13 protein-coding genes are annotated in these 12,482 nt (G+C 64.7%); 1 reads left to right on the plus strand and 12 read right to left on the minus strand.

Annotated elements, in window-relative coordinates; translation table 11 throughout:
• The 11 genes from ACP3TE_RS06775 to dacB all read right to left on the minus strand — a co-directional run bounded on the left by ACP3TE_RS06775 (position 1) and on the right by dacB (position 10,519).
• The gene (locus ACP3TE_RS06775; RefSeq protein ID WP_426735826.1) at positions 1-1,398 is read right to left on the minus strand and encodes a PH domain-containing protein; all 1,398 of its coding nucleotides are present in this window, start codon (positions 1,396-1,398) and stop codon (positions 1-3) included.
• Positions 1,395-1,892, minus strand: coding sequence for a PH domain-containing protein (locus tag ACP3TE_RS06780; RefSeq protein ID WP_426735828.1), 498 nt, complete (start codon positions 1,890-1,892; stop codon positions 1,395-1,397). Before ACP3TE_RS06780 ends, ACP3TE_RS06775 begins: the two co-directional genes overlap by 4 nt.
• Positions 1,861-2,322 (minus strand): DUF3180 domain-containing protein, encoded by a 462-nt coding sequence (locus tag ACP3TE_RS06785; protein WP_105658625.1) that lies wholly within the window; start codon positions 2,320-2,322, stop codon positions 1,861-1,863. Before ACP3TE_RS06785 ends, ACP3TE_RS06780 begins: the two co-directional genes overlap by 32 nt.
• Positions 2,310-3,152, minus strand: coding sequence for a 2-amino-4-hydroxy-6-hydroxymethyldihydropteridine diphosphokinase (gene folK, locus ACP3TE_RS06790; protein WP_166650737.1), 843 nt, complete (start codon positions 3,150-3,152; stop codon positions 2,310-2,312). The genes ACP3TE_RS06785 and folK overlap by 13 nt, the downstream gene beginning before the upstream one ends.
• Positions 3,139-4,041 carry a dihydropteroate synthase gene (gene folP, locus ACP3TE_RS06795; protein WP_426735830.1) on the minus strand — a complete coding sequence of 301 codons (903 nt, stop codon included), beginning with the start codon at positions 4,039-4,041 and terminating at the stop codon, positions 3,139-3,141. Before folP ends, folK begins: the two co-directional genes overlap by 14 nt.
• Before the next feature lie 8 nt (positions 4,042-4,049).
• Positions 4,050-4,628: a GTP cyclohydrolase I FolE gene (gene folE / locus ACP3TE_RS06800; protein ID WP_286134348.1), complete on the minus strand. Its 579-nt coding sequence runs from the start codon at positions 4,626-4,628 to the stop codon at positions 4,050-4,052.
• A 9-nt stretch (positions 4,629-4,637) separates the two neighbouring features.
• Positions 4,638-6,563, minus strand: a complete 1,926-nt coding sequence (ftsH, locus tag ACP3TE_RS06805; RefSeq protein ID WP_426735833.1) for an ATP-dependent zinc metalloprotease FtsH — start codon at positions 6,561-6,563, stop codon at positions 4,638-4,640.
• A 107-nt stretch (positions 6,564-6,670) separates the two neighbouring features.
• Positions 6,671-7,222: a hypoxanthine phosphoribosyltransferase gene (hpt, locus tag ACP3TE_RS06810; protein WP_105658629.1), complete on the minus strand. Its 552-nt coding sequence runs from the start codon at positions 7,220-7,222 to the stop codon at positions 6,671-6,673.
• A gap of 64 nt (positions 7,223-7,286) precedes the next feature.
• Positions 7,287-8,213, minus strand: a complete 927-nt coding sequence (gene tilS, locus ACP3TE_RS06815; protein ID WP_286134349.1) for a tRNA lysidine(34) synthetase TilS — start codon at positions 8,211-8,213, stop codon at positions 7,287-7,289.
• Entirely contained in the window at positions 8,210-9,136 is a 927-nt protein-coding gene (locus tag ACP3TE_RS06820) for a zinc-dependent metalloprotease (protein ID WP_105662169.1), read from the minus strand. Before ACP3TE_RS06820 ends, tilS begins: the two co-directional genes overlap by 4 nt.
• An 18-nt stretch (positions 9,137-9,154) precedes the next feature.
• Complete coding sequence (dacB, locus tag ACP3TE_RS06825) at positions 9,155-10,519, minus strand: D-alanyl-D-alanine carboxypeptidase/D-alanyl-D-alanine endopeptidase (protein WP_105658631.1); 1,365 nt, start codon at positions 10,517-10,519, stop codon at positions 9,155-9,157.
• A gap of 97 nt (positions 10,520-10,616) precedes the next feature.
• On the opposite strand from dacB, the gene ACP3TE_RS06830 reads away from it, so the two are divergent.
• On the plus strand, positions 10,617-11,096 hold the full coding sequence (locus tag ACP3TE_RS06830; RefSeq protein ID WP_105658632.1) for an inorganic diphosphatase: 480 nt from the start codon (positions 10,617-10,619) through the stop codon (positions 11,094-11,096).
• A gap of 101 nt (positions 11,097-11,197) precedes the next feature.
• Here ACP3TE_RS06830 and ACP3TE_RS06835 read toward each other — a convergent pair whose 3' ends face one another.
• Positions 11,198-12,406, minus strand: a complete 1,209-nt coding sequence (locus tag ACP3TE_RS06835) for a DNA recombination protein RmuC (RefSeq protein WP_426735836.1) — start codon at positions 12,404-12,406, stop codon at positions 11,198-11,200.
• Between the last annotated feature and the right edge of the window lie 76 nt (positions 12,407-12,482).

The following is a 12,482-nucleotide window of genomic DNA, read 5'->3' on the forward strand; positions in this document are numbered from 1 at the left end:
CTACCTTTCAACCAGGCGCCGGGTTTGCGCCCGAATAAATTCTGCTGCGGTGTCCGCATCAATCTGATGCAGGTATCCGATGATGTTTCCGCCGGCACAGTGCAAGCGGACACCGGCCAGTTTACGTCCTTGCTCCCACGGCCCCTGGCCCCAGCTCATGCCCTGCACCCGGTTATGCGGCACGAAGCTGGCCTGCCGGGCCAGCCAGCCATACCGGGAAATCACCGTGGTGCCGGTCGCCAGGAACGCCTGGTGCTTCCATGCCCCGGGCGATAGCGGCTTGGCGCGTTCCGGGGAGCCGGTGAAACCGTGTTCGCATCCGGTGCTCACCGCGGTGGCCAGCACCTCGCGCTGGTTGGCGACGCCAAGATCCGGCAGCAGGATCCCCATGATCCGGGCGACCGACTCGAAGTCGCCCACCGGGAGCACCTGCAGGTTATCCGCGTCATCGCTCTTGGTGCCCAGCACGTTGACTTCCACCTTGTACCAGCCCAGCATCCGCCAGAAGAAGGGTGCCGTCACCGAAATGGCCTGGACGCGGCCGGCAGGAATGGAGTGCTGGCGGGTGTCAGCCAGCCCGTAGCTGATGCGCATGCCGGTGTCCGAGGCGCTGGCGGTGAAGTTCCAGCCCTGGTTCAGCTGCTTGTAGTAGAAGCTGCCGAAGGCCAAGGTCGCGGGGACCAGGGCCGCGATGATTCCGTCGACCCCGGCAAGCCAAAGCACCAGCATCGCCAGGCATGCGAGCACCCCGAACATCACCGGCAATTGCAGGAACATGGAGCCAATCAGGCGCCCAATGGGCACGTTGGCCATCAGCGGCAATGCGACCGCGGCGGCCTGCGGCTGGGCTGCCGCGCGATCCGCCGCGTCGTGGGAGCCGCTTTCTTGGGCAGCGGCAGGTTCTTCGCCGCGGGCCCGCTCCAGGATGACCACGCGCAGCGCGTGGGCATCGGCCTTGCGCAGGAAGGAAAGGCGCAGCACCGACTCGGAGGAATCGGCCACGTCAAAGCGCAGTTCGGCGAGACCCAGCAGCCGGGCTACCAGTGGCTGGGCAATGTCTATGCCTTGCACCTTGTCGATGCGCGCCTGCTTCTGGCTGCGGAATAGCATCCCGGAATTCACGTACACGTGGGTGCTGGTGAGCTTATAGCGGGTGAAGTACCAGGAAAGGAAGTAGAAGATGAGCACCACGGCCAGTGCGATGCCGGCGCCCGCGACGGTCCACATCAGCCTGGTGCCGGAGAAGCGCTCCGCCCAGGACAGGTCGTCGGTGTTCTGCCAGTAGATGTAGCCCAGGCCGATGATGGCCAGCCAGCCGTGGACGAACGGGCTGGCTGGATGCACCCGCTGCCATGGCTCGGCACTGTCTCCGGTGGCCAGTTCTTCGGCCTGGCTCATAGCATTTTCTCTTCGCCGGCGGCCACAAGCCGTTCGCGCAGGGCCTGCCCTTCGCGCTCGGGCAACCCGTAGACGTGCGCGGTGGCAGCGCTGCCGGCGGTGTTCAGCGTTAGCTGGCATAGCCCATAGCGGCGCTCCAGCGGCCCGCTGTTGACCTCGACGTATTGCATGCGGCCGTAGGGAATGACCACCTGCTTGCGCCACATCACCCCGGAGCGGACGATGAAGTCTTCTTCGCGTTCGAGATAGCCCAGTGCGGCGACCTGGCGGCGGATGATGCGCAATGCCGGCAACGCGATCGCCAGCACCAGCAGGACCGGGGAAAGCACCAGCCACAGCGGGATGCCGACGCCGGTGACTGCCAGCACGGCAGGGACCAGGGTCGCCAGCAGGAACAGGCCCCAGGTGATTGCCCAGGTGGTGAACTTGACCTTGGCGTAGTCCCGGTGGGCTGGGGTGAATTTATTCGGTGACCACGGAGTCGCTGTTGCCATCGGTATCCTCTGGAGGTAGTTTGCACAGTTGCTGAACAATATACCCAATAATCACCATGAGGACACCAGCACCAGTCAGCACCAGGCCGCGGGTCAGGGTGGGGGTGATCCCAGTGGCCGCCCAGAGGGTGATGATGGCCGGAACATGCCAACCGGCAATCACCGCACCAGCATACGCCGAGGCCTGGGCCAGAACCAGGGTACGAGCTGCGGCGATCGGCTCGAAGTCCGATTTGCCCAAGGTGGAGCGCTTCACGCGGATCCCCAGGAACAGGATCACCGCGCAGACCGCGCCCAGCGAGTACAGGGCGGAGTAGTCCAGCACCGGCGCGTACCTGCCTGCCGCGGTGAGCAGGCGCAACGCGATCCAGCCGGCCACGGCCCCGAGCCCGGCGCACCAGAGCAGCCAGCGCAGCTTCAGCTTGGCCATAGCCGGATGATGTCCTTCGTATCGGCAGCTTCGGCGGCCAAACGGGAAACCAGTTGCCCGTTCAGCACCGCGTCCGGATCCATCCAGCTCCACGGGGCCAGCACGAAGCCGCGGATCGCGGCGCGCGGATGAGGCAGGGTCAGCCGCTCATCATCCAGGTTCAGCTGGTCGTAGGCGATCAGGTCCAGATCCAGCGTGCGCGCTTCCCAGCGCACCTCGCGGGTGCGGTGGTGCTTGGCTTCTATCCACTGGCACAGATCCAGCAGCTCATGCGGGGCCAGCCGGGTACGCACTTGGACGACCTGGTTGGTGTAATCGGGCTGTTCCGGCGGACCGCCTACCGGCTTGGTGATGGCCAGCGGGGAAACCTTGAGCAGCTCGACTTCTGCGCCGAGGTCCTGAACCGCGGCGGCCAGGGTAGCCTGCGGATCACCCAGGTTGGCGCCCAACGCGATGATCGCGGTGTGCTGCTTCTGGTGCCGCGTCAGCGAGATGGTGACATCGGTGAACGGTACCGGGATTGGAGCCTGCGGCTTGTGCACCACCACGTCGATGGTGAACACGCCCGGGTAGGCGGCGAGGATCGCCTCGGCGATTTCGCTGCCCAGCTTCTCGATCAGGTCCCACGGGCCGGCCTGGATCTGCTGGACTACCAGCTCGCTGACTTCGCCGTAGTGCACCGTGTCAAGAACATTGTCGCTGGCTGCCGCACGTGAGATATCCACGTGCAGCACCACGTCAATGATGAATTCCTGGCCGTCGCGCTTCTCATGGTCGAAAACGCCATGGTAGCCGGTGGCCGAAATTCCGTAGATGCTAATGCGATCCATAGGCCTGCACGACTTCAATGGCGTCGCGGTTGCCGGTGACATCGTGCACGCGCACTGCCCAGACCTTGTCGCGGGCGCCCAGCACGGTGGTCGCGGCGGTCGCGGAATCGCGTTCCATCGGCGCGCGGCTCTTGGAGCCTTCGGCCAGCAGTTCGCCCAGGAAGCGCTTGCGGCTGGTGCCGATCAGCACCCGGTGGCCCAGCTTCTCGATGGCAGGGACGTTGGCCAGCAGCGCCCAGTTGTGCTGCGCATCCTTGGCGAAGCCCAGTCCCGGATCGATGATGATCTGCTCCGGGGCCACGCCCTTGGCGACGAATTCATCGCGCAGCATGCGCAATTCTGCGATGACCTCGGTGACCACGTCCTGGTAGTTCGCCTCGGAAACCATGTCCTGCGCGGTGCCGCGGCGGTGCATCAATACGTAGGGGACGCCGGTTTCCGCGATCAGCTCCGGCATGCCCGGCTCATAGGTCAGGCCGGAAACGTCGTTGATGAGGTGCGCGCCGGCGGCGATGGCCGCGCGGGCGGTGGAGACATGCATGGTGTCCACGGAGATCACCGCGCCGGCCTTCACCAGGGCTTCGATGACCGGGATGATGCGCTCGCGCTCCAGGGCAGGATCCACGTTCGTGGCGCCCGGGCGGGTGGATTCGCCGCCCACGTCGATGATGTCGGCACCCGAGTACAGCAGCTTCAGGCCCTGGTCGATCGCGGCATCGGCGGACAGGTACTTCCCGCCATCCGAGAAGGAGTCCTCGGTGACGTTCAGGATGCCCATGACCAGGGTGCGGCCGGTTGGCAGGTCGGCCATGGTCTTCTTGCTGGACTTGCGGATCACCGGCAATGGGCTGGTGTTCGGGCCGGTGCCCGGGATCGCTCCAAGCGACATGGGGGTTCCTACTTTCCGAGGATCAGGCTCATGGCTTCGGCACGGGTGGCGGTTTCCCGCAGCTGCCCGCGCACCGCACTGGTCACGGTCTTCGCGCCGGGCTTCTGCACCCCGCGCATGGACATGCACATGTGCTCGCATTCAACGACGACGATCGCACCGGAGGGGTTCAGGTGCTCCACGAGGGCATCGACGATCTGGGTGGTCAGGCGCTCCTGGACCTGCGGGCGGCGGGCGTACACCTCGACCAGCCGGGCCAGCTTGGACAGGCCGGTGACCTTGCCGCCCTTGCCCGGGATGTAGCCGATATGCGCCGAACCGTAGAAGGGCACCAGGTGGTGCTCGCAGGTCGAGTAGAACGGGATGTCCTTGACCAGCACCATCTCATCGTGCTCGATGTCGAAGGTGGTGGACAAGTGGTCTGCCGCTTTCTGGTGCAAGCCGGCGAAGAACTCCGCATAGGCCTTGGCCACCCGCTTCGGGGTGTCTACCAGGCCGTCGCGGTCGGGATCCTCGCCAATGGCTTCCAGGATCTCGCGCACGGCTGCCGCGATCCGCGGCTGATCAATCTCTTGTAGTTCACTCACGCTTCGATCCTAGTCGGTCGAGGAAGCTGCGCGCTCCTTGGGGCTTAATATCGGGCCCTCTTGGTGCACCGGACGGGCCTCGTTGCTCAGCCAGACTTCGCGCTTGTCGCGCTTTACCAGGTCGGAGAAGATCTCGGCGATCTCCTTCTGGTTCAGCGTCTCGCGCTCCAGCAGCGCCAGGGCCAGGCGGTCGAGCACATGGCGGTTGGCCATCAGCGCCTGGTAGGCGTCGTTGTGCGCCTGCTCGATCAGCTCGCGCACTTCCTGGTCCACCAGGTGGGCCATTTCGTCGGAGAAGTCGCGGGAGGCGGTGCCCATGCCCTGCTCGGCAGCCGAGCCGGCCAGGCGCACGGCGCCCACCTTCTCGCTCATGCCGTATTCGGTGACCATCTTGCGCGCGGTGGCGGTGGCCTTCTCGATGTCGTTGCTGGCACCGGTGGACGGATCGTGGAAGACGATCTCCTCGGCGACGCGCCCGCCCATGGCGTAGGCCATCTGGTCCAGCAGCTCGTTGCGGGTGACCGAGTACTTGTCGGATTCGGGAACCACCATGGTGTAGCCCAGCGCGCGGCCGCGCGGCAGGATGGTGATCTTGGTGACCGGTGCGGTCTGGTTCATGGCCGCGGCCACCAGCGCGTGGCCGCCCTCGTGGTAGGCGGTGACCTTGCGCTCGTGCTCGTCCATCAGGCGGGTGCGCTTCTGCGGGCCGGCCATGACCCGGTCGATGGCCTCGTCCAGGGCGCGGTCGTCGATCAGGTTAGCGTTGGAGCGGGCGGTGAGCAGCGCGGCCTCGTTGAGCACGTTGGCCAAGTCGGCACCGGTGTAGCCCGGGGTCTTCTTCGCGACGGCGTTCAGGTCCACGGTGGCATCCATCGGCTTGCCCTTCACGTGCACGGCCAGGATCTGCTCGCGGCCCTTCAGATCCGGTGCCTCCACCGGGATCTGGCGGTCGAAGCGGCCCGGGCGCAGCAGCGCCGGGTCCAGCACGTCGGGGCGGTTGGTCGCGGCAATCAGGATGACGTTGGTGGTGGCGTCGAAGCCGTCCATCTCCACCAGCAGCTGGTTCAGGGTCTGCTCGCGCTCATCGTTGCCGCCGCCGATGCCGGCGCCGCGATGGCGGCCGACGGCGTCGATTTCGTCAACGAAGATGATCGCCGGGGAGTTGGTCTTTGCCTGCTCGAACAAGTCGCGAACGCGCGAGGCGCCCACGCCGACGAACATCTCCACGAAGTCCGAACCGGAGATCGAGTAGAACGGTACCGCCGCCTCGCCGGCTACGGCCTTGGCCAGCAGGGTCTTGCCGGTGCCCGGAGGGCCGTAGAGCAGCACGCCCTTGGGGATCTTCGCGCCCAGGGCCTGGAATTTGACTGGTTCCTGAAGGAATTCCTTGATTTCGTGGAGTTCCTCCACGGCCTCGTCGGCGCCGGCGACATCCTTGAAGGTCACCTGCGGCATATCCTTGGTGATCAGCTTCGCCTTGGACTTGCCGAACTGCATGACCTTGGAGCCGCCGCCTTGGGAGCGGGCGAGGATGAACCAGAAGATGCCGGCGATCAGCAGGAACGGGATGATGATCCCGAGCATCGACAGCAGCCAGTTGCTTTCCACCGGCTGGTCGGTGAACTTGCCCAGGTTGGCCTTGTTGATCTCATCGACCACCAGTTCGGCACGGGCGGTGGAGTAGTAGAAGCTCACCGAGGTGCCCTTGTCCACGCCATCGACCTTCAGCGAGTCGCGCAGCTTCAGATCCACGCGCTGGTCGCCGTCGAACATCTTCGCTTCGGTGACATTGCCGCTGGTGAGCTGGTGCAGGCCTACGGAAGTGTCCACCTTGGCCGAGTTATTGCCGAAGACCATCGGCAGGAACAACACCACGGCGACTACGCCGACCAGGACCCAAATGATCCAGCTGTTAAAAAGCTTCTTCGTTTTCATTGATCCGACAGGCCCCGCGCCTGGCGCATCCCCCTCACGCACTGCTCTGGCGTCCGGGTCACGCCACCTTCGATATTTCTCAACGCCCCATTGGCGAGAAAAGTTCCCTACTGGTAAATATGCGGGGCCAAGGTGCCCACGCAATCAAGGTTGCGGTACTTTTCCGCGAAGTCCAGGCCGTAGCCCACCACGAATTCGTTCGGGATGTCCATGCCGACGTACTTGACGTCGATTTCCACCTTGGCTGCTTCCGGCTTGCGCAGCAGGGTGCAGATTTCCACCGAGGCCGGGCCGCGGGATTCCAGGTTGGACTTCAGCCAGGACAAGGTCAGGCCGGAATCGATGATGTCCTCGACGATCAGCACGTGCTTGCCCATGAGGTCGGAATCCAGGTCCTTGAGGATGCGCACCACACCGGAGGACTGGGTACCCGAACCGTAGGAGGACACTGCCATCCAGTCCATGGTCAGGTGGGAGTTCAGTGCGCGAACCAGGTCAGCCATGATCATCACGGCGCCCTTGAGCACACCTACCACGAGGATGTCGCGGCCTTCGTAATCCTTGTCGATCTGCGCGGCAAGTTCTTCCACGCGGGCCTGGATTTCTTCCTTGGTGTACAGAACGTGCGCAAGATCGGCTTTGACTGCATTGGAATCCACGAGAATTCTCCTGATTCTAGAGGTGTGGTACTTACCTAGAGTGCCACATTTAGCGGAAGGTTGTTTAGCCGGTTGTGGTGAAAACGATCACCGATTGCCGCCGGAAGGCGCTGATCCTGCCATCCAGCTGCACAGGACCAGCTGATTTGGACTTGGGGACGCCGAGCCCGGCCAGCGCGCACAGCGCCGCCGTTCGCTCATGGCCCACATTCCTGGCCCCGGCTTCCATGGCGGCCAGGCGTAATACTCGCGAGCTGATGGCCACCGGCAGCTTGGCCAGGTCCGGGATCGCCAACCCGTGCTCGTCCTTGGCCGCTTGGGCCCATTCGTCGAGGGCTTGGGCGTCGGCGGCGGCCAGGCTGGCGGTGCGCGCCAGTGCTTCGGGAACATGCTCGCCAAGTTCCTCGCGCAAGAAGGGCAGGATCCTATGGCGGATGAGGTTGCGCTTGTACCCGGTGTCCGCGTTGCTCGGATCTTCCCAGTAGCCAAGCCCCGCCTGCCGGCAGATTTCCTCGGTTTGCGCCCGGGACAGTTCCAGCAGGGGGCGCCGGTAGGCTCCGCGCCGGGCAGGGATGCCGGCCAGCGAGCGGGTTCCCGATCCGCGCAGCAGCCCCAGCAGCACCTGCTCGGCCTGGTCGTCGCGGGTGTGGGCGAGCATCAATGCCTGCGCGTTGAACTGCTGCAGGGCTGCTTCAAAGGCCTGGTACCTGGCCGTGCGGGCCGAAGCCTCGTCATCCGAGGTCTCGACCTGGAGCACCGCCACCGGGTCCAATCCCAGCTCGCGGCATTGCCCGGCGGCTCGTTCGGCCGCCTGGGCGCTGCCGGGCTGCAGGCCGTGATCGATAACCACGGCGCCGAAGGAAGCGGGCAGCGTCGCCGCGGCAATGGCCAGGGCTAGCGAGTCGGCACCGCCGGAAACCCCGATCAGGTTCAGCCCGGGCGCGCTGCTGGCACTGATGGCGGCGCGGGCAAGGTGAAGGGCGCGGCTCATCGGGTGCGGGCCAGCCAGCGTTCCGGGTCATCGAGTTCCCCGGCGCTCGGGAACATCTCGCGGGCGGTGAAGATTTCGTTGAAGCCCTCGTAGCCGATCGCGTCGACGATATGCCGCACGAATTTTGCCCCGCGTTTGTACTGCAGCGCCTTGGCATCCAATCCCAGCAGCTTGCCCAGCAAGATCGCCAGGGCCGAACGGTTCTCGCCACGGGCTTCGAAGCGGCGGCGGATGGTCTTGATGCTGCGGATCGAGGTGACATCGTTCATCACGACCATGGCGTGGCCTTCGAGCACCGACATGATGCTGGTCAGTTCGCTGACCTCGGACTTCATGGACTTCAGGCGTTCACCCAGTTCGCCCATGGAGTGGGTGGTGCCGGCCAGCGGCTCGAAAGCCTCGGCCAGGGTCTGCTTCATGACCCCGGGAATCCAGGCAGCGTGCTCGAATTGCAGGCGGTGGGTCTGCTCGTGGGTGGCGATCCACAGGTAGAAGTCGCGGGCGTTCACATTCAGCTCGCCGCGGATCTGGGTGATGGTCGGGGCGTTGAGCAGCAGGCGCGGGCCGACGAACGGGTCGAACTGGCCCAGCACCCGGGTGCCCAGCACCGAGAGCACCGCGCCAAGTTCTGCGCCGGCAATCAAGGGGACCACCCCGGGGACGTCCTGACGCGCTGCCGGGAGCAGGGCCGCGAAATTCTGGCTGACGGCCTTGGCCCAGCCGGACCGGTCCACCACCAGGGTCTGCGAGGGCGCGGAAGCAGCCAGCTTGGAAACCTTCTCGGCCTCCACCAGGCCTTCGCCGGCGGCGATGCGCAGTTCCTCGATGATCCGCGCGGCATCCTGGGCCTGGATCCCCGGCCCGGCGGGCATCAGGGTTTTCGCGGCCTTGGCCGCCAGCTTCCAATCGACGAACTGGTTCATTTGCTGCTCCTGCGGCGTTCAGCTCCGGCAGCCACAGCCACGGATGGCGGTGACAGCAGAGTCAATGGTTGGCTTGTGGGGTGCGAGTGTTCCGTTGGGCTGATCGGCATAGATCGAGAAGGCGAGCAGGCGCCCGTCTTCGGTCATGGCCATGCCCGTCAGCGTGGCCACGCCGGTGAGCGAGCCGGTCTTGGCGCGGACCAGGCCAAGTGTTCCGGCACCGCCCAGGCGGTTCATCAAGGTGCCGTTGTAGCCGGCGACCGGCAGCGAGTAGACGACCTCGCGCAATTCCGGCTTCTTGCTGGTGGCGGCCGAGCGCAGTACCGCGGTCAGCGCCGCGGGCGAAATCCGGTTCCTGGCAGCCAGGCCGCTGGTGTCCACGAGCGTGTGGCCAGCAGCCCCATGGGCCTGGGCCACAGCAGCGACGGCGGCCCCTGCCTGCTCCCCGGGCATCTGGCGGTCCAGCGCCACCAGGCGGCCCATGGATTCGGCAATGTAGTTATCCGAAACCAGCAGCATGTGCTTGATGACATCGCGCAGCGGTGCCGACTTCACCTCGGTGATCTGCTCGCCCCCCGCATAGGGGCCGCGGCCACCCTCATCCACCTTGACCTGCTCGCCCAGGGCTTGGGCGAAGACCTTGCGGACCTGCGCGGCCGGGTCGGACTGGTAGGCGGTGCTGGTGCTTTCCCCGGCACGCCCGGCGTAGTGCGCAATCGGGTAGACCTGGCCAATGTTATTGGAGGTGAACAGCGACTTGTCCCAGGCGGGGTTGCTGTGCGCATCGCCGAACAGCGAGTCGTCCAGCCACAGCTTGACCTCGCTGATGCCGCGCTTTTCAAGTTCTTCGGCGGTCTGCTTAGCCAGGGTTGCCAGTCCTGCATAGCCCTTGGGGTGCGCCGGGTCCGATTCCCCGTCGCCCAGCAGCACATCTCCCCCGCCGCGCAGGATCAATGTGCCGCCATCGAGCAGCACGCTGGTGGACAGCTGGGTGTCGCCGCCGAGGGCATCGAGGGCCGCGATGGCGGTGACTACCTTCAGGCTGGAGGCCGGGGTGCCATTTATTTCGGAGTTCCTGTCATACAGGACTGTGCCCGTGGCCACGTCGACCACCTGGGCGTTGAAGGACGTCCGGTCGGGCTTGTCCGCCAGGATGCCATCCAGCTTCGCGGCGAGGATCCCGGGGTCCGGTTGCGCGGCGTTGGGGTCCAGGTCCCGCACGGCGACTGGGGATTTATCGGCCAGCTGCGCGCTGGCCGGGGTGTAGGAAGCCTCGGGCTCTCCGGTGAAGAATCGCGGGGCCAGCAGCATCGCGGCAATCACTGCAACCATGGCAACAATCGCCACCCCCAGCGTAATAGCGCGTCGGGCGGCAGTGTTCATATGGTTACATTCCTCTCGCAGTTTTATCCATCAGGCGCAATGGGGCGATACCCTTATTAGCGGATATCCCTAAGACTAGTTTAGGAGTGTGCTTTTCATGAGCCACGACGTGACCATCGAGATCCCCACCGGATCGCGCGTCAAGTACGAGATCGACCACGAGACCCACCGCCTGCGCCTGGATCGCGTGCTGTTCACCTCGATGCAGTACCCAACCCACTACGGCTACTTCGACGATACTCTGGGCGAAGATGGCGATCCATTGGACGCCATGGTCTTCATCCCGGGTGTTGACCTGATCCCAGGTGTTGTTGTCGAAGCACGCCCAATTGGCGTATTCAACATGACCGACGATGGCGGTGGCGATGCCAAGCTGCTGTGCGTTCCTGCCGACAAGCGCTTTGACCACATCAAGGAACTTGAAGACATCGACGAATGGCTGATCAAGGAGATCGAGCACTTCTTCACCCGCTACAAGGACCTGGAACCAGGCAAGTGGGTCAAGGCCGAGGGTTGGGAAGGCCGCGAGGCTGCCGAAGCCGAGCTGGCTCGCTCCATCGAGCGTTTCAAGGCCTAGCCACTAGGCTCAAGCCGAACATGGCGGCGACCCCCGAATCGGGGGTCGCCGCCATTGCTTTTGCTGCCGGTTCACTGCCGGAGACCCGGACCTGCCCGGCGCTAGGCTTCAGGCAGCATTCCGCTGAGCACATCTTCCTGCGCGGAAACTTCCAGGGTCTGCACGTCCTTGAGTTTCCGCTCCACCGCACGGGTCCGGGTACCGGCATCGCGCACCGTGTTCTGCGCTGTGGCCAGCTGCTTGCCCAGCTTGTCCCAGACATCTCCGTACTTGCGGAACTCTTCCTTGGCCGCCGAGAGCACCTGCCATACCTCGCTGCTGCGCTTCTCAATGGCCAGTGTCCGGAAACCCATTTGCAAGGAGTTCAGCAGGCTCATCAGGGTGGTCGGCCCCGTGACCAGCACCCGGTGCTCGGCCTGCAGCTTGCTGGCCAGCCCCGGGCTGCGCACAACCTCGGCGAACAGCCCCTCGGTGGGCAGGTACATGATGGCGAAGTCGGTGCTGTACGGCGGGGCGATGTACTTGCTGGAGATCAGCTTGGCCTGCTCAAGGATCGCCCGGTCCAGCGCCTTGCCCGCAGCGGCGATGACGGCCTTGTCGCCGTGCTCCTGGGCATCGAGCAGGCGCTGGTAGTCCTCTTGCGGCAGCTTGGAGTCGATTGGCAGATAGATCGTTCCGGCATCCCGCCCGGGCAGGATCACCGCGAACTCCACGACCTCGCGGCTGCCGGGCACGACCGCCACGTTCTGCTCGTACTGCTCTGCGGTGAGGATGTCTTCCAGCTGGCGCGAAAGCTGCACTTCGCCCCATGAACCACGGCTCTTCACGTTGGTGAGCACGCGTTTCAGCCCGCCGACATCCTGGGCCAGGCTCTGCATTTCCCCCAGCCCCTTCTGCACCATTTCCAGCCGCTTGCTGACCAGTTCAAAGGATTCGCCCAGCCGCTTCTCCAAGGTCCCCTGGAGCTTCTCGTCCACCGTCTCGCGCATCTTCTCGAGTTTGGCTTCATTGCCCGAGCGCAGTTTCTCCATTTCCTGCTGGAGCAGCCCCTGGACCTGCAGATGGCGGTTCGCATTGGCTTCTGCCATCGCGGTCAGCTTGGCGTCGATCTCGGTACGCACTTCGCCCATCCCCTGGCGCAGTTCGGTGCGCTGGGTCCCCAGTTCCTGCCGGAGCTCCGCATTAGCAGCACGCACCGAGTCCTGGATCTGGGTGCCATCAGAGCCGGATGTCCTGCGCACCAGCAGCAAGGCAATACATGCCGTTGCCAGAATATTCAGGATGACGAGTACAAAAACCGCGATTACCATGAGCACCTAACCAAGAACTGTCGAGCGGACCATTGCCTCAGTCCTATCAGCGGACACCGACAGTTTGGGTCCATAA

The sequence above is a fragment of the Glutamicibacter sp. 2E12 genome, assembly GCF_050030965.1.
Taxonomy (GTDB): domain Bacteria; phylum Actinomycetota; class Actinomycetes; order Actinomycetales; family Micrococcaceae; genus Glutamicibacter.